Raw genomic sequence first — 16,458 nt, 5'->3', positions numbered from 1 at the left:
TAGTTAAATGGAAATCTGTAATCGTTAATCTTTTATTAATCTCTTTAATATGACTACTTTTGCCGAAAAATTAAACAGTTTATGCTAACAGTTTCAAATTTATCTGTACAGTTTGGTAAGCGTGTCCTTTTTGATGAGGTTAACACAACGTTTACTCAAGGTAATTGCTATGGTATTATTGGTGCAAATGGTGCTGGTAAGTCTACCTTCTTAAAAATCATTTCGGGCAAGTCTGAGCCTACTTCTGGTCAAGTGTCTTTAGAGGCAGGAAAACGTATGTCTGTTTTAGAGCAAGACCATACATTATATGATGAGTATCCAGTATTAGAAGCTGTTATAATGGGTAATAAACCATTATATGCTATTAAGAAAGAGATGGACAGCATTTATGCAAAAGAAGATTTTGGAGATGCTGATGCAGAACGCGTAGGAGAACTTCAAGTAGATTTTGAAGAAATGAATGGTTGGAATGCAGATAGTGATGCTGCGGCATTATTATCTAACTTAGGGATAGAGCCTGCTTTGCATTATACAAAAATGGCAGATATAGATGGTAAACTAAAAGTAAGAATTCTTTTAGCTCAAGCACTTTTTGGATCTCCAGATGTGCTTATTATGGATGAGCCTACCAACGACTTGGATTATGAAACTATATCTTGGTTAGAGCATTTCTTGGCAAATTTTGAAAATACAGTAATCGTAGTATCTCACGACCGTCACTTCTTAGACGCTGTATGTACGCATATTAGTGATATAGATTTCGGAAAAATTAATCACTTCAGTGGTAACTATACTTTCTGGTATGAGTCTTCACAGTTAGCAGCAAGACAACGCTCTCAACAAAATAAGAAGGCAGAAGAAAAGAAGAAAGAATTAGAAGAATTTATAAGAAGATTTAGCGCCAACGTAGCAAAGAGCAAACAGGCAACATCTCGTAAGAAGATGATTGATAAGCTAAATATTGGCGAGATTAAGCCATCAAGCCGTCGTTATCCTGCAATAATTTTTGAGCGCGAGAGAGAAGCTGGAGACCAAATTCTTAACGTAGAAAACTTATCATCTTCAATAGATGGAGAGTTGTTGTTTAAGAATATTAACTTAAATCTGGCTAAAGGAGATAAAGTGGTTGTCTTTTCTAGAGACTCTAGAGCAACTACAGCATTTTATCAAATACTAAATGGACATCAAGAAGCAGAATCTGGCAAAGTTGAATGGGGTATCACTACTAACCAATCATACTTACCATTAGATAATTCACAGTATTTTGAAAGTGACCTTACATTAGTTGATTGGTTGAGACAATGGGCTAAAACAGAAGAAGAACGTGAGGAAGTACACATAAGAGGTTTCTTAGGTAAAATGATTTTTAGTGGAGAAGAAGCACTTAAAACCTGTAACGTACTTTCTGGAGGAGAAAAAGTGAGATGTATGTTAAGCCGTATGATGATGATGCGTGCTAATGTTTTAATGCTAGACGAGCCTACAAACCACTTAGATCTAGAATCTATTACAGCATTTAATAACTCTTTAAAGAACTTTAAGGGAACGGTTATGTTTACAACACATGATCACGAATTTGCACAAACCGTAGCAAATAGAGTAGTGGAGCTTACACCTTCTGGAGTTATAGATCGTTACTTAACGTTTGATGAGTATATGAGTGATAAGAACATAAAAGAACAGCGTGAGAAAATGTATGCAGTTAATGCGTAACACCTGTATTTTAATATAAATTTTAAAACACCTGTAAAATATAAATTACAGGTGTTTTTTATTTTAAGAAATGTTGAAGTAGATATAGTTTTACATTGTCTATTTTAAACGAAAATGTAACATTGTTTTTATAACTAAAAACTTATTTCTTAATATCTTTAACCTATATGAAAAACATAGAGGACTACAGACAATCCTACGAGAAAGATACCTTGGTCGAAACGGCATTAAGAGACCAACCTTTGGCACAGTTTGAAGACTGGTTTAAAACTGCAGAAGCTTGTGAAGATATCTTAGAGGTTAATGCAATGACGTTGTCTACACTAGGTAAAGATGGATTTCCAAAATCCAGAGTGGTTTTGCTTAAGGAGTTTTCTCAAGAAGGCTTTATTTTTTATACCAATTATACATCAGAAAAAGCAGAAAGTATTGCTTACAACCCAAAGGTATGTATGTCCTTTTTTTGGCCACCATTGGAAAGACAAATAATAATTAAAGGAACTGTTGAAAAGGTTTCTGAAGAAAAATCTCAAGCCTATTTTAATAGCAGACCTAGAGGAAGCCAGTTAGGTGCTTGGGCATCTCACCAAAGTAGTATGGTGGCATCAAGAAAAGTTATAGAAGAACGCTTACAGCAACTTAAAACTAAGTTTGAAGATAAGCCAATTCCAAAACCAGATTTTTGGGGCGGATTTTTAATAAAACCAGAAACGTTCGAGTTTTGGCAAGGAAGACCAAATAGGTTACATGATAGGATCCTTTATACAAATACAAATAACACTTGGAGTCATAGACGCCTAGAACCTTAGCATTATGAAAAGACTAATTTTAGTAAGACATGGTAAATCATCTTGGGAAACTAACCTTCCAGATAGGCAACGCCCTTTAAAATCTAGAGGCAATACAGATGGCATACTTATTTCTAAAGCCTATAAGGAAAGTTATAAAAACCCAGAATTAGTACTAACTAGTGATGCTGTAAGAGCAAACACCACAGCTAATATATTTAAGGCAACGCTAGAGATTCCAGATGATAAATTTATTGTAGATCCTAAACTTTACACTTTCGACGAGCGTGAGCTAAAGCACATTATAAAAGGTTGTAAAGAAAGTATAGATACGTTAATGGTTTTTGGCCATAATAACGCCTTAACATTTTTAGCTAATGATATAGGCAGTGAGTATATAGATAATATACCAACAACAGGCCTTGTAATTATAGACTTTAAAGTAGAACGTTGGACACAAATTAAAGAAGGACAAACAATAAAGACATTATTCCCAAAACATTTAAAGTAGATGCACGATAACCAATATGTAAACCGGGAATTAAGCTGGTTACAATTTAATGCCCGAGTTTTACAGGAAGCAGCAGATATAAAAGTACCCTTAATAGAGCGCTTAAGATTTATAGGAATTTTTTCAAACAACTTAGACGAATTCTTTAAGGTAAGATACGCTACAATAAAGCGAATAGACTTAGCTGGCAAAGGTGCTAAAAGCATTTTGGGAGGTATAAAAGCTTCAGATTTATTAGAGAAAATAACCAAAATTGTTATTGAGCAGCAAACCGAGAGCTTAACAATACTTAAAGCTATTCAGAAGGAAATGGCAGAGGAAAATATTCTTTTCCTAAATGAAACTAACTTGTCTGAAGAGCAACAACTATGGTGTAAAAATTACTTTCTACAAAAAGTAAGTCCTGCATTAGTTACCATAGTATTAAATGATCTGGTTGAACTTCCTAGACTTAAAGATACAGCTGCATACCTAGCTGTAAAGATGGTTATGAATGAGGTTGAAGAACCTAAGGGCATAAAAAAAATTATAGGAAAACCACAGCGTGAAAAAAAATATATACTAATTGAAATCCCTAAAGATATAGAGCGCTTTGTTGTTATGCCAGAGAAAGATGGTAAACAACAAATTATAATTCTAGACGATTTAATTAGGGCGAATCTTCAAACCATATTTAACATCTTTAATTTTGAAAGTATCACTGCGCATATGATTAAAATTACCAGAGATGCAGAGCTGGATATGGATAGTGATTTGAGTAAAAGTTTCATCGAGAAAATATCATTAAGTGTTAAGGATAGAGTAGAAGGAGATCCTGTACGCTTTGTGTATGATAAGAAGATAGGAAAAGATACGCTTACCTTCTTAATGAATATGATGGGTATAGACAATAATGATAGTATAATTCCTGGTGGTCGTTACCACAATAGGAGAGACTATATGAGTTTTCCTAGTTTAAGTGAAGGTAAGTATCTGTATGAAAAAGTAGAACCTTTGCCTATAGCAAATTTTAATATTCAGGGAAGTTTGTTAAAACAGATATCAGAGAAAGATGTGCTGCAATATGCACCATATCACACATTTTCATATACAGTTAAATTTTTAAGAGAAGCTGCTTTAGATCCAACTGTAAGATCTGTAAAGATTACAATATATAGGTTGGCTAAGATATCTCATATTGCCAGCTCATTAATTAATGCAGTTAAAAACGGTAAAAAAGTAACAGTACAAATTGAATTGCAAGCACGTTTTGATGAAGCTGCAAACATTAAGTATGCCGAGCAAATGCAGCGTGAAGGTGTAAAGTTGATTTTTGGTGTTACAGGCCTAAAAGTGCACTGTAAAGCTTGTGTGATTGAACGTGAGGAAAAAGATGGTATGAAACGCTACGGCTTTATAAGTACTGGTAACTTTAATGAATCTACTGCAAGGATTTATACAGATTATACATTGTTTACTGCCAATCAAAAAATTCTTAAAGAGGTAAATAAAGTATTTAACTTCTTTGAGATAAACTACAAGGTTAGCAGGTATAAACATTTATTGGTAAGTCCTCATTATACAAGGTCTGGATTGCTAAAATTAATTCAGAATGAAATAAATCTTGCAAGGTTAGGCAAGCCTGCAGAAATAAAAATGAAGCTAAACAGCCTTTGTGATTACCCAATGATTGATAAACTTTATGAAGCAAGCAGAGCTGGCGTAAAAATAAAGTTAATTATTAGAGGTATTAACAGTCTAATTCCTGGCGTGGAAGGTATGAGTGAGAATATAGAAGCCATAAGCATTATCGATAAATTTTTAGAACATCCTAGATTATATATCTTTGGAAAAGGAAGTGATTCTAAAATCTATATTTCTTCAGCAGATTTAATGTCGAGAAACTTAGATAACAGAGTCGAGATTTCTTGTCCTATTTATGACGAAGATATTAAACAAGAGCTGTTAGATACTTTCGATATATGTTGGAGTGACAATGTAAAAGCACGCGTGTTTTCAGCAAAAGAAGACAACGCCTATAAAAAAGCAATAGGTCCTAAAATTAGAAGTCAGTTCAAGACTTACGAGTATTATCTTAATAAAAATAAAAGCTTAAATATATAGTGTTAAATATAAGAACATATGCTGCCATAGATATTGGCTCGAATGCGGTAAGATTGTTAGTGATGACAATAATAGAGCAACCAGATAAAGAACCAATTTTTAAAAAAAGGAGTCTGGTAAGAGTACCAATTAGGTTAGGTGCAGATGTGTTTTTAGGTGGCGAAATATCTAAGGAGAATATAGATAGAATGATTGATACTATGACGGCCTTTAAGCTGCTCATGACTTCTCATAAAATCGAAACTTATAGAGCTTGTGCCACGTCTGCAATGAGAGAAGCCAAAAATGGTGAAGAAGTTGCAAATACTATTCTTAAAAAAACCGGGATTAATATTGAAATTATAGATGGTAATGATGAAGCTGCAATTATTGCAGCAACAGATTTACATAACCTTATACAGTCTGATAAAAATTACCTGTATGTAGATGTTGGTGGTGGTAGTACAGAGTTTACTTTTTACGCAAGTGGGAAAACAATTGCTTCAAAATCATTTAAACTAGGAACAGTAAGACTGCTAGATGATACAGTGGTAAACTCGATGTGGGAAGATGTTGAAAAATGGATTAAAACAACCACTAAGCCTTATACAAAGATTGAGTTAATAGGTTCTGGAGGTAACATTAACCACGTGTACAAGTATAGTGGTAAAACTATTGGCAAGCCATTATCTTACTTTTACTTGAGTTCTTACTATCAAATGCTTAACTCATTAACCTATGAGGAGCGCATTACACAACTTAACATGAATACAGATAGAGCAGATGTGGTAATACCAGCTATGCGTATTTATTTAAGTGCTATGAAATGGAGTAGAAGCAGCAAAATTTTTGTCCCTAAAATAGGATTGGCAGATGGTATTGTGAAATCTCTTTATAATGATCGCTTAAAACAATCATAAGTAGAATAGATCTCAATTGTTAATGTTATCTTAAAATGAATATATTTATGCTTATCTTTAGCCTATAAATAGACATTAAGAAGAAAAATGGGATTGTTATAAAGTTTATTAAATAATACCATTAAATTAGTCATAACTTAGATAATCAATATTTTAACTTGTTTTCTTATGAAAAGATTTTTCCTTTTAACGGCAATGTTTACGTTGCTTTCTGTATTCTCTATCCACGCACAACGTGTTACAGGCGTACTTTCTGGATTTAAAGCTGGAATAAACGTGTCTAGTTTAAATAGTGATGCTACAGAAATAGATGAGATAGATGCTAGAGTTGGATTTCAAGCAGCATTTTTTGTTGAAATTCCTTTTAGTAGATCTTTCTCATTTCAACCAGAGCTGCAATACTCTGCACAAGGTGGCAAACTAGAGGAGTTTAGAGTTAACTACATACATTTACCGTTAATGCTTAAATATAATGTTACAGATTATCTAAACATTCATTTAGGTCCACAGGTTGGTTTAAAAATTTGGGAATGGGAACAAGACCAAAACGATAACTTTAATAACTTAAATTATGCTGTATCGGGTGGTTTAGGAGCTAACCTTTCTGATAACTTTTTTATTGAAGCACGCTATGTATATGGTCTATCTAACATTACAGAAGATGTAAATGAACTTAATGTAGATCAAGATATAAAGAATAGCTACGTACAGGTATCTTTAGGGTACAGGTTATAAGAGACTATTTTTAAATATTAAAAAACGTCTGGCAATCTGTTGTCAGACGTTTTTTTTTTGTTATCCGTGTATAGTTTCAGACTTGCTGAGGTTTTTCATAATCTCTGCTTCATAATCAAGTAAAGATTGCCACTTCTCATTTACTTCATTTGTTTCGCCATACTGTCTTGCAAAACTTAGAAACATTGTATAATGATTGGCTTCACTAACCATAAGTTTTCTGTAAAACTCTCTTAGCGTTTCATCTTTTAAAGTTTCAGAAAGTAATCTAAAACGCTCACAACTTCTTGCTTCAATTAAAGCAGCATATAAAAGCCTGTGTACTAATTGTGTGGTACGACTTCCGCCTTTAGGAAAAAACTTTAATAACTGTAAAACATAATCGTCTCTTCTGTCTCTGCCAAGTGTATATCCTCTTTCAATTAGTTTATCATGAACCATTTTAAAATGGCTAATTTCTTCTTTTACTAGAGCAGTCATTTCCTGTACTAAATCTGTGTATTCAGGAAAGCTTACAATTAAGCTAATGGCGGTCGAGGCTGCTTTTTGTTCGCAAAAAGCGTGATCTGTTAAAATGTCTTCAATATTCTTTTCAACAATATTAACCCATCTAGGATCTGTAGGAAGTTTTAAACCAAGCATATTATATATCTAAATCAAAAGTTTGTCTAAGCTCATCAATTAATGGATTTTTCTCTCTAAGCTTGTTGTATTTTTCCATTGGTGTAAACGCATACTTTTTGGCAGCTTCTTCATTTACATCAATAAAAAGTTGAATGTCATAATTCTGAAGTTCCTTTTTTAAGAACGTCATAAGATGGTAGGAGTGTCTTTCAACTTCTGTTTTCATGGTAACGTTGGGAAGTTGAATATATAAATTTGTTCCTTCTACTCTTGGGATATCTGTAGCTAGGATAGATGCCATTATTTTTCCGCCTTTGGTCTTAATCTTATCTATATATGCTTTCCAAACGTCGTGCAGCTGTTCTTCTGTAAAATCTTCCTTAGGCATATCCTTACCAATGGCATCTGCTTCTTGTTTCTTTTCTAAGATTTCTTTTTTGCGCTTTAAGCCTTTCATAGAAAGCGCCGAAGTTTTTTTACGCGCTACGCCAAGGTCTATGTTTGGAGCGCTATTGACTTTATTACCAGTAGTTACATCTTCTTTTACTAAAGTATTAGTAGAAGTGTCTTTAGTTGTAGGTTGCAAGCGTTCTGAAACCTCTGAAGCTTGTGAGGCTATAGGATGCTCTTCTTGTTGTATGATAGTTTTTTGCTCTTCAGCAATTTTCACCTTACTGTTTCCTAAGGTTTGTTTTGGAGGCGTTTCTCTGTTAGCAAAATGACTTGCAGGTATTATGAAACTATTGCGGTTTTTTTTTTCTCCATCAAAAGTGATAGAGGCAAGCTGCATTAAACAAAGTTCGACAAGTAAACGTTGGTTCCTACTTGTTTTATATTTTAGATCGCAAGAATTGGCGAGCTCAATACCTTCAATTAAAAAGGCTTTAGAAGCTTCTTGAGACTGCTTAACATAGCGTTGTTTGGTTTGGTCGCCAACTTCTAATAATTGTATGGTTTCTTGATTTTTGCACACTAACAAATCTCTAAAATGTGAGGCCATTCCTGCAATAAAATGATGACCATCAAAACCTTTACTTAGTATGGTATTAAACTGAACTAATGCTTCAGGAATATTATTATTTAAAATATGATCTGTCATTTCAAAATACGTATCGTAATCTAATACGTTTAAATTTTCTGTAACAGCTTGTCTTGTAAGATTGTTACCACTAAAACTTACAACTCTATCATAAATAGAAAGTGCATCTCGCATTGCACCATCTGCCTTTTGTGCAATAATATGTAATGCATCATCTTCTGCATTCACACCTTCTTTCTCTGCAATATTTGCAAGGTATTGCTTAGCATCTGTAACAGTAATACGTTTAAAATCAAAAATCTGACAACGTGAAAGAATAGTAGGTATAATCTTATGTTTCTCTGTGGTTGCTAAAATAAAGATTGCGTGTTTAGGTGGCTCTTCTAATGTTTTTAAGAACGCATTAAAAGCAGCTTGAGATAACATATGTACCTCATCTATAATATAAACTTTATAATGACCAACTTGTGGTGGTATACGCACTTGGTCTATAAGGTTTCTTATGTCATCTACAGAGTTATTAGATGCAGCATCTAACTCAAAAATATTAAAGGCAAAATCTTCATCTTCTGCTACATCTGTACCATCTTGATTAATCTTCTTTGCCAAAATCCTTGCGCAAGTAGTTTTACCTACACCTCGAGGTCCTGTAAACAATAAAGCTTGTGCTAAATGATTGTTTTCAATAGCATTTACTAGCGTATTTGTAATCGCTTGTTGGCCTACAACATCTGCAAAGGTTGTGGGTCTATATTTTCTAGCCGATACAATAAAATGCTCCATAAAATTAAGCTTATAAGCAAATATAAAAATAGAAACCCTAAGTTTGTGTTTCCAAATCGCAATTATTTATAAGGTTATTCACAATGAGAACTACACTACTTTTAGCTTTTATCTGTTTTTCTCTTTTTGCTCAAGCACAAGAGACCTCTACATCATTACTATTTAAGAAAGTACCTATACCTGGTTATGCTTTTGATATTCTTGTAAAAAACACCAAACCTTATGTAATGTCTTATAAAGTTAAATTTGATGTCTATGGCTATAAGACAGATAATAGATATGAGTTTACAGATACTATTGGGCCAGGTGTTGAAAAGAAAATTATGCACTTGGAAGCTAAACGTAGAATTAAGAATAGAGATTTTACATATTCTTGGGTAGAGAGTATTGGTAATTTTAATACAAAACACGATTTAAACTTAAAGTATTACTTGCCCTATGAAGAAGGCAAAGCTTTTAAAGTTATACAAGCTTATGATGAAGGTAACACCCATAAAACTATTGAAGCTATAGATTTTGCAATGCCTACAGGTACTAAGGTTACAGTAGCAAGACGTGGTTTAGTGGTATATATTAAGCAAGATAGTACAAATGGTTGTCCAGATGAAAGCTGCGCTAGTGATGCTAATTTTGTACAGGTATTACATTATGATGGTACTTTTGCTAAATACCAACACCTGCAAGCCGAGAGTGTACTTGTAAAAGTTGGACAGTATGTTAATATAGGAGACGTTTTGGCGCTAAGTGGTGCAACAGGACAGGTATCTGAACCTCAATTACATTTTGAGGTGCAGCGTTTACATCCTAATTTAGACAGGTATGTTACTGTGCCTGTAAAGTTTACTATAAACGATGAAAATAAGTCTAAGATTTTAGAGGTTGGAGATACCTTTACACGTCCTAAGAACATACAATAATATATATTTGCAAGCTAAAGCAGATCGCCTTATCGCTGTATGAATTTTCATAGAGAGGAAAGTCCGGACACCATAGCACATTGTAGCGGCTAACAGCCGTCCGTTTTTAAGACGAGGACAAGTGCAACAGAAAGAATGTACAGGTTAAGCTGTAGTGAAACCAGGTAAACTCTACAAGGTGCAATGTCATGTAAATCAACGTTTGAGGGTTGTGCGCCCAATGTTGAAGGGTAGGCAGCTAGAGATTATTGGCAACAATAATTCAAGATAAATGATAAGGGCTTCTTTTAGGAGTACAGAATCCGGCTTATAGATCTGCTTTTTTTATATCTTCCTTTTCGTAATACCTCTCAATAATTTTATCTGAACTTTTAATGGTATTCTTTGTCCAAAGTAGTTGTGTGTCAAAAAACTCCTCATCTGTTAGTTTCCAATCAACTTCAGACTGTTTTAACTCGTTAGTGATATGCTGAAGTATAATAGCTGCTGAGACTGAAATATTTAAACTTTCTGTAAAACCAACCATAGGTATTTTTATATAGCTATCTGCCTGATTTAATACCTCTTCACTTAGACCATCTTTTTCGGTTCCAAAGAAGATAGCAGACGGTTTAGTAACATCAAAATCTCTTAAATTATGAGACTCTATATGAGGAGATGTTGCTACAATTTGATAGCCCTTTTCTTTAAGTGATTTAATAGAGTCTTGTACGCTATGATACCTGTTAATAGTTACCCATTTTTGAGCGCCCATAGCTATTTCTCTGTCAATTTTCTTTGCATTTTGTTCTTCAATAATATGCACATTTTGAACACCAAATACATCACAACTTCTTATAACGGCACTTGTATTGTGTAATTGGTACACATCTTCTGTAGCAACAGTAAAATGATTGGTGCGTTGCGATAGTACCTTTTTAAAAAGCTCTTGGCGTCTTGGCGTAAGGTAAGATTGTAGGTAGTCTAATAATTTCTGGTCTCTCATTACTGCAAAATAAAGAATAATAACCTTATTACAAGGCATAAAAAAACCCGAAGCCTAAGCTTCGGGTTAATTATATGCTAAGATGTGGTCTTTTATTTTGTGCTTGGTAATAATACAGTGTCTATTACATGAATTACACCATTACTTTGGTTAACATCTGCAATAGTTACAGTTGCTGCATTTCCTGAAGCATCCATTACTTTAACTTGAGCACCATCTAACATTGCAGTTAAAGTACCACCTTGTACAGTTTTCATTGTATGTTTTCCACCATCTTTCTTAATCATTTTTACTAAATCACTAGCATTTACTTTACCAGCTACAACGTGGTAAGTTAAAACACCTTGTAATTGAGCTTTATTTTCTTCCATAAGTAAAGTTTCAACAGTTCCTTCTGGTAACTTGTCAAAAGCTGCATTTACTGGAGCAAAAACTGTAAAAGGACCTTCACTAGCTAAAGTCTCAACCAAACCTGCAGCTTTTACAGCAGCAACTAAAGTTGTGTGATCTTTAGAGTTTACAGCATTCTCTACAATGTTCTTGCTTGGGTACATTGCTGCACCACCAACCATTTTAGTTTCTTCTTTCATCATTTTGTCTTGAGCAAAAGATGTTGTTCCTACAAACATTGCAGCCATTAGTACTGCTACACTTAATACATTTGAAATTTTCATTATTTTAATTTTTAGTTGTTATATATCTAATAAACGTCTGTATGTCTTACTAGGTTTTTTGAAAGTATTGGTTTGTGAAGAATTTAACAATAGTTAAAATGTCTTATAAGTGCACAAAACTTGCTCATATACTGCTCAAAATTGAAGCCTTTTCTTTAATTTTAAAATAAAATATGTCGTTATGTTGAAAAGGGTTAATATTGAAAAACAGCTAGTTAAAGAAAGAAATAACCGGAATGAATTCATATCTAATGTAGTTTCTGAGATTTTTGAAAATGTTACAGCAGAAGATGATAAAATATTGAATAAGCTTACAGAGCAACCATTAAACTCTCAAAATAATTTTAATCCAGAATTGCTTTTAACCAAGAATATTTATCACATTAACACGATAAAGAAGATATGTGTAGATTATAGATTACGGTTTTTAGACAGTAACTATTTTAAAAGCGATATACCATATGAAGCCATATTGAAAATTAAAACTCTTGAAAAAGAACATAATATAGCGCTAAGCGGCTTTAAGATTATGGCACCATCTAAACTCTTTAGATTAAAGAATGCAGATGATCCTTTGTTGTTTGCGCCAATTGGAAATGGTTATTACTATTTAATACATAAATGGGGAAATGACTTGAGCCCTTTTAGAAAACTGGCTATGTGGCCATTTAAAACGTTTGAAAATCTTTTAGTATTAATAGTTGTAACAAGCATTTTGGCAACATATTTATTTCCAATGTCATTATTAACTAAGCAGGAAGAGACTTTACAAGAGTATATTCTTTTGTTTTTCTTTATGTTTAAAGCTGTTGCAGCTATTGTATTATATTATGGTTTTGCAAAAGGTAAAAACTTTAATACAGCAATTTGGAACAGTGCATATAGTAATGCTTAATCTAAATAGCCTTTATCTCTAAGGCGTTCTCTAGCACTTTTTTTGGGAGTTATTTCTTCCTGTTTTACTGTCTCTTTAGGTTGTGGTGTAGGTTTGTGTTCTCCTCTTAAATCATTTACAAATGTTTTTCCTTTGTCGAAAGTGTCTTCTAAGGTATCTTCAACAATATCTGAGTTTTCTGTAATTTTTTTATTAGCAAACAATACTGCAGAGGCAACATAGCTACCTATTAAAGTTCCTACAATACAAGCTACAAACAATTGCACACTCGCAATTGATATTGGAGTTAATGCCATTACAGCCAATGCCGCTGCCAAAAATAAAAGTGAAATGTAAACAAGACGAAGTAAAAAGTTTTGTTGATGTAAAAAACCTTTACTGTCATCTGGTTTCATCTGTAAATGCTTGGCGTGTGTAATTTTATTTAGCATTCTAAATGTACGGTTGCTTCTAGATTCTCTCCAATACCAAAGAATCCCAAATAAGATAGCAGAAATAAATACAATAATCTCTAAAGTCATAAGCTATGGCTTTTAAGGTCTTCTTTAATTGTTGCAATAGCCCAATCTTTTAATGAAGCATCCCAGTTTTTATAATGGTCGTAAAACAATTCCTTTTCAAAATAATAAAGGTTTACAATATCTAATGGTGCAATCTTTAATAATAACTTCCAAATTAAAGTAAGGTGTTCATCTTGTAAAGAGCTGTGAGGTTTTGCCAAAGCTTTAAAAAATTGCTTTTGGTCTTTTGTGGTTTCTGTTACAGATGCAGATTTGGCCACAAACTTATCTACACAAAGCACGGTGTTCCTGTCCAACTCATTAATTTTGTGTAAGTAACTTTTAAAAAGAATATGATCTTCTAAAATGTCTTTTATAGAGTGATCTGTATGTGTTAAGTATCTTGAAAGCACAAACTTTTTAATACGCGCATAACGTTCTGTTTTTGCTTCATCTTCAATATCACTTGTAATTATGCTGTGATCTATGAGTTTATCGAGTAACTCATCATCTGTAATTTTATAAATTAGAACATCTTGTTCTGTATCTTTTATAGCTTCTTTATAATTTTTATCATCTTCGAAAATAAGAATGGTCTGTATAAAATCTCTTAGCACAAATACACCTCCAAATGCTTTAGTATAAAATGAAGTTGTTTGATATGTTAAAGGAGTAAGCTTAAGTTTTCTTTGTCTTAAATCGCCGTGTTTTATTGCTGAAGCTAATAACTTGATGTGCATTTGATCATCTATAAAGTTGTTACCTTCATAAAATGTCTCTATAAGCTCAAGTTGTTCTTCTTGCTTTTTGTCTAAGTCATTTAAAATCCTAAAACCAGTAGAAATAGTTTTATATTTTAAAAGATCTAAAGGATGATAAAAGGCATCAATAAATTGATCTAAATCTACACAAATAGCACCATCTCTTGTTATATCTGTAATTGCTTTTTTATGTGCAGCAAAGATGCCGTACATAATATCTTTGTCAAAACTATGAAACGGAAAATAAACAGGTTTGCGGTGTTGTTCTGGAGAGATGATAATTGCATTTGTATTTGCTTCTCCTATATTTAAGTAATAAAGATTACCTTTTTCTTCAGCTACTTCTGGTGACCAGCCAATACCATCGACAGATATTTGTGTTAATGCTGTTGGCGCTATACCAATAAGTTTTAAACATTGGTTGTAACGGTTTACCAATGGTGTGTTAAGTGAAACAAGTTCACCTTTATAAAGTTTAGCGTCTTTAAGTTTTTGCATTTTAATAAATAGAGATTAAATGTAGGTAATCTACTATTTATAAGTTGTGGAGAAAGAGAAAAAGTTACAGTTGACTATAATTAAACAATGGACTTTATAACTCTTAGTTTATGCGTATGTTCATTCTTTTCAACATTATAAATACCTGAATGGTCTATACGGTCTATACGTACTTTACCATGTGCGTGTATTATATAATGGTCTTTCATCATAATGCCAACGTGTGTAATTTGTCCTTCTGCATTATCAAAAAATGCTAAATCACCAGGCTCAGATTCTTCAATAAAACTTAATGGCTCACCTTGAGTTGCTTGTTGTGATGCGTCTCTTAAAAGTTTAAAGCCATTAAGTTTGTATACCATTTGTGTAAAACCGCTACAATCTATACCAAAAGGTGTTTTGCCACCCCAAAGGTATGGTGCATTAAGGTACATAAATGCAGTATCTACTATTTTAGATTTGTCTTGTTCATGCGTTGTGGTTATACCCTCAAAAATATGCTCTAACAAAGCAGATTGGGAAACAGCTGAACCAATAGGAATTGGAAATATAAGCTGTTGAGATGTTGTAATATAATCCATTACATCTGCAGATAATTTAGGGTCTGCAAGATTAATAGTGGTATACATCTCTTCAGATATTTCAAACAACTGTTTGTTATCTATCCAACCTTCATAGCTATCATAGCCAAACCTAATTCTGCTCCAAGATTTACGCATTTCTAATATTTTGAAGTGATCTCCATATAAGGCCTGCGTAACCATCTCGCTTGAATCTTCTGGAAACAGACGTACTGGTACAGTGCTAAGAGGACAAATTCCGTAACGCATTAAAAAGTATTAAGGACGTTCAACTACAATTGCAGAAGCACCGCCACCACCATTACAAATACCAGCAGCTCCAATTTTTGCATTGTTTTGCTCTAAAACACTTAATAGGGTGATTAAAATTCTTACACCAGAACATCCTAGTGGGTGCCCTAATGATACTGCACCACCATTTACATTGGTCTTAGTATCATCTATTCCTAAAATCTTCATGTTAGCTAGACCTACAACAGAGAATGCTTCATTTAATTCAAAATAATCTACATCATCAATAGTTATTCCTGCTTTATCTAATGCCTTAGGTAATGCTTTTGCTGGAGCAGTTGTAAACCACTTAGGCTCTTGCGCTGCATCTGCATAACTCTTAATAGTTGCTAAAGGTGTTAAGCCTAATTCTTCTGCTTTTTCTGCACTCATTAAAACTACAGCTCCTGCGCCATCATTAATTGTAGATGCATTTGCTGCGGTAACAGTACCGTCTTTAGTAAATGCTGGACGTAAAGAAGGAATTTTCTCCATTCTTACGTTTTTATATTCTTCATCTTCACTAACTACAACAGGTTCTCCACGACGTTGTGGCACCTCTACAGGAACAACTTCATTTGCAAATTTACCTTCGCTCCAAGCTTTTGCAGAACGCTTATAAGATTGAATTGCATAAGCATCTTGATCTTCTCTTGAAAATTCATATTCAGTAGCACAAAGATCTGCACATGTTCCCATTGCATTTTGATCGTAGGCATCTACCAAACCATCTTTTTGCATTCCGTCTTCCATTTTTGCAGGTCCAAATTTTTGACCATTACGCATATGTACATAATGAGGTATTAAGCTCATATTCTCCATACCACCAGCAACAACGATATCTGCATCGCCCAAAGCAATAGCTTGCGCTCCATTTATTACAGCTTTCATACCACTAGCACAAACTTTATTAACCGTTGTACAAGGTACAGATTCTGGAATACCAGCACCTAATGCAGCCTGTCTTGCAGGAGCTTGTCCTACACCAGCTTGCACTACGTTACCCATATATACTTCCTGAACTTTTGAAGCATCTAATTTAATTTTATCTAAAGCACCCTTAATAGCAACACTACCAAGTTTAGTGGCTGTTACAGTAGATAAGCTTCCTAAAAAGCTTCCAATTGGTGTTCTTGCTGCACTTACAATGACTACAGATTTACTCATAATATATGTCTTGTT

15 protein-coding genes, 1 other RNA gene and 1 pseudogene are annotated in these 16,458 nt (G+C 33.6%); 9 read left to right on the top strand and 8 right to left on the bottom strand.

All coding sequences use genetic code 11. The features are described from left to right. Positions 1-81 precede the first annotated feature (81 nt). The 6 genes from CA2559_RS11775 (at position 82) to CA2559_RS11750 (ending at position 6,749) form a co-directional block, all read left to right on the top strand. Positions 82-1,713 carry an ABC-F family ATP-binding cassette domain-containing protein gene (locus tag CA2559_RS11775; protein ID WP_013188125.1) on the top strand — a complete coding sequence of 544 codons (1,632 nt, stop codon included), beginning with the start codon at positions 82-84 and terminating at the stop codon, positions 1,711-1,713. A 167-nt stretch (positions 1,714-1,880) separates the two neighbouring features. Next, positions 1,881-2,522 carry a pyridoxamine 5'-phosphate oxidase gene (pdxH, locus tag CA2559_RS11770; RefSeq protein WP_013188124.1) on the top strand — a complete coding sequence of 214 codons (642 nt, stop codon included), beginning with the start codon at positions 1,881-1,883 and terminating at the stop codon, positions 2,520-2,522. Between the two features lie 4 nt (positions 2,523-2,526). Beyond that, a complete protein-coding gene (locus tag CA2559_RS11765) occupies positions 2,527-3,012 on the top strand; it encodes a SixA phosphatase family protein (protein WP_013188123.1) in 486 nt (161 codons plus the stop codon). Next, positions 3,013-5,115 (top strand): polyphosphate kinase 1, encoded by a 2,103-nt coding sequence (ppk1, locus tag CA2559_RS11760; protein WP_013188122.1) that lies wholly within the window; start codon positions 3,013-3,015, stop codon positions 5,113-5,115. After that, positions 5,115-6,014 carry a Ppx/GppA phosphatase family protein gene (locus CA2559_RS11755; RefSeq protein WP_041241015.1) on the top strand — a complete coding sequence of 300 codons (900 nt, stop codon included), beginning with the start codon at positions 5,115-5,117 and terminating at the stop codon, positions 6,012-6,014. Before ppk1 ends, CA2559_RS11755 begins: the two co-directional genes overlap by 1 nt. A 168-nt stretch (positions 6,015-6,182) precedes the next feature. Next, positions 6,183-6,749: a porin family protein gene (locus CA2559_RS11750; RefSeq protein ID WP_013188120.1), complete on the top strand. Its 567-nt coding sequence runs from the start codon at positions 6,183-6,185 to the stop codon at positions 6,747-6,749. Positions 6,750-6,809: 60 nt separating this feature from the next. Here the strand turns inward: CA2559_RS11750 and miaE are convergent, their stop codons facing one another. Both miaE and CA2559_RS11740 read right to left on the bottom strand, forming a co-directional pair. Continuing rightward, positions 6,810-7,391 carry a tRNA-(ms[2]io[6]A)-hydroxylase gene (gene miaE, locus CA2559_RS11745; protein ID WP_013188119.1) on the bottom strand — a complete coding sequence of 194 codons (582 nt, stop codon included), beginning with the start codon at positions 7,389-7,391 and terminating at the stop codon, positions 6,810-6,812. Position 7,392: 1 nt separating this feature from the next. Continuing rightward, positions 7,393-9,195, bottom strand: a complete 1,803-nt coding sequence (locus tag CA2559_RS11740; protein WP_013188118.1) for a DNA polymerase III subunit gamma/tau — start codon at positions 9,193-9,195, stop codon at positions 7,393-7,395. An 83-nt stretch (positions 9,196-9,278) separates the two neighbouring features. On the opposite strand from CA2559_RS11740, the gene CA2559_RS13610 reads away from it, so the two are divergent. Both CA2559_RS13610 and rnpB read left to right on the top strand, forming a co-directional pair. Then, positions 9,279-10,112: a M23 family metallopeptidase gene (locus CA2559_RS13610; RefSeq protein ID WP_013188117.1), complete on the top strand. Its 834-nt coding sequence runs from the start codon at positions 9,279-9,281 to the stop codon at positions 10,110-10,112. 16 nt (positions 10,113-10,128) lie between these two features. Then, positions 10,129-10,438, top strand: an RNA gene (gene rnpB, locus CA2559_RS13630) — RNase P RNA component class A. A gap of 8 nt (positions 10,439-10,446) precedes the next feature. On the opposite strand, the pseudogene CA2559_RS11730 reads toward rnpB, so the two are convergent. Next, positions 10,447-11,097: pseudogene (locus tag CA2559_RS11730) on the bottom strand (TrmH family RNA methyltransferase); the annotation flags it as partial. Positions 11,098-11,189: 92 nt separating this feature from the next. Further along, a complete protein-coding gene (locus tag CA2559_RS11725) occupies positions 11,190-11,771 on the bottom strand; it encodes a fasciclin domain-containing protein (protein ID WP_013188115.1) in 582 nt (193 codons plus the stop codon). Positions 11,772-11,952: 181 nt separating this feature from the next. Here CA2559_RS11725 and CA2559_RS11720 point away from each other — a divergent pair, with 181 nt between their 5' ends. Further along, positions 11,953-12,666: a hypothetical protein gene (locus tag CA2559_RS11720; protein WP_013188114.1), complete on the top strand. Its 714-nt coding sequence runs from the start codon at positions 11,953-11,955 to the stop codon at positions 12,664-12,666. Here CA2559_RS11720 and CA2559_RS11715 read toward each other — a convergent pair. From CA2559_RS11715 to CA2559_RS11700, 4 genes are all read right to left on the bottom strand, one after another. Further along, positions 12,663-13,187, bottom strand: coding sequence for a hypothetical protein (locus tag CA2559_RS11715; RefSeq protein WP_013188113.1), 525 nt, complete (start codon positions 13,185-13,187; stop codon positions 12,663-12,665). The genes CA2559_RS11720 and CA2559_RS11715 overlap by 4 nt on opposite strands. Continuing rightward, on the bottom strand, positions 13,184-14,425 hold the full coding sequence (locus CA2559_RS11710; protein WP_013188112.1) for a DUF6638 family protein: 1,242 nt from the start codon (positions 14,423-14,425) through the stop codon (positions 13,184-13,186). The genes CA2559_RS11715 and CA2559_RS11710 overlap by 4 nt, the downstream gene beginning before the upstream one ends. A gap of 80 nt (positions 14,426-14,505) precedes the next feature. After that, positions 14,506-15,255, bottom strand: coding sequence for a C40 family peptidase (locus CA2559_RS11705; protein ID WP_013188111.1), 750 nt, complete (start codon positions 15,253-15,255; stop codon positions 14,506-14,508). A gap of 9 nt (positions 15,256-15,264) precedes the next feature. After that, complete coding sequence (locus CA2559_RS11700; RefSeq protein ID WP_013188110.1) at positions 15,265-16,443, bottom strand: acetyl-CoA C-acyltransferase; 1,179 nt, start codon at positions 16,441-16,443, stop codon at positions 15,265-15,267. Positions 16,444-16,458 lie beyond the last annotated feature (15 nt).

The organism is Croceibacter atlanticus HTCC2559 (assembly GCF_000196315.1).
In the GTDB taxonomy this organism is placed as follows: domain Bacteria; phylum Bacteroidota; class Bacteroidia; order Flavobacteriales; family Flavobacteriaceae; genus Croceibacter; species Croceibacter atlanticus.
Note: the sequence above shows the minus strand (reverse complement) of the source record. Positions and strands in the feature narration are given on the sequence as shown.

What these genes read in the sequence shown, in the direction of transcription:
- CA2559_RS11775 (WP_013188125.1), top strand. Translation starts at nt 82, where the DNA reads ATGCTAACAGTTTCAAATTTATCTGTACAGTTTGGTAAGCGTGTCCTT.
- pdxH (WP_013188124.1), top strand. Translation starts at nt 1,881, where the DNA reads ATGAAAAACATAGAGGACTACAGACAATCCTACGAGAAAGATACCTTG.
- CA2559_RS11765 (WP_013188123.1), top strand. Translation starts at nt 2,527, where the DNA reads ATGAAAAGACTAATTTTAGTAAGACATGGTAAATCATCTTGGGAAACT.
- ppk1 (WP_013188122.1), top strand. Translation starts at nt 3,013, where the DNA reads ATGCACGATAACCAATATGTAAACCGGGAATTAAGCTGGTTACAATTT.
- CA2559_RS11750 (WP_013188120.1), top strand. Translation starts at nt 6,183, where the DNA reads ATGAAAAGATTTTTCCTTTTAACGGCAATGTTTACGTTGCTTTCTGTA.
- miaE (WP_013188119.1), bottom strand. Translation starts at nt 7,391, where the DNA reads ATGCTTGGTTTAAAACTTCCTACAGATCCTAGATGGGTTAATATTGTT.
- CA2559_RS11740 (WP_013188118.1), bottom strand. Translation starts at nt 9,195, where the DNA reads ATGGAGCATTTTATTGTATCGGCTAGAAAATATAGACCCACAACCTTT.
- CA2559_RS13610 (WP_013188117.1), top strand. Translation starts at nt 9,279, where the DNA reads ATGAGAACTACACTACTTTTAGCTTTTATCTGTTTTTCTCTTTTTGCT.
- CA2559_RS11725 (WP_013188115.1), bottom strand. Translation starts at nt 11,771, where the DNA reads ATGAAAATTTCAAATGTATTAAGTGTAGCAGTACTAATGGCTGCAATG.
- CA2559_RS11720 (WP_013188114.1), top strand. Translation starts at nt 11,953, where the DNA reads ATGTTGAAAAGGGTTAATATTGAAAAACAGCTAGTTAAAGAAAGAAAT.
- CA2559_RS11715 (WP_013188113.1), bottom strand. Translation starts at nt 13,187, where the DNA reads ATGACTTTAGAGATTATTGTATTTATTTCTGCTATCTTATTTGGGATT.
- CA2559_RS11710 (WP_013188112.1), bottom strand. Translation starts at nt 14,425, where the DNA reads ATGCAAAAACTTAAAGACGCTAAACTTTATAAAGGTGAACTTGTTTCA.
- CA2559_RS11705 (WP_013188111.1), bottom strand. Translation starts at nt 15,255, where the DNA reads ATGCGTTACGGAATTTGTCCTCTTAGCACTGTACCAGTACGTCTGTTT.
- CA2559_RS11700 (WP_013188110.1), bottom strand. Translation starts at nt 16,443, where the DNA reads ATGAGTAAATCTGTAGTCATTGTAAGTGCAGCAAGAACACCAATTGGA.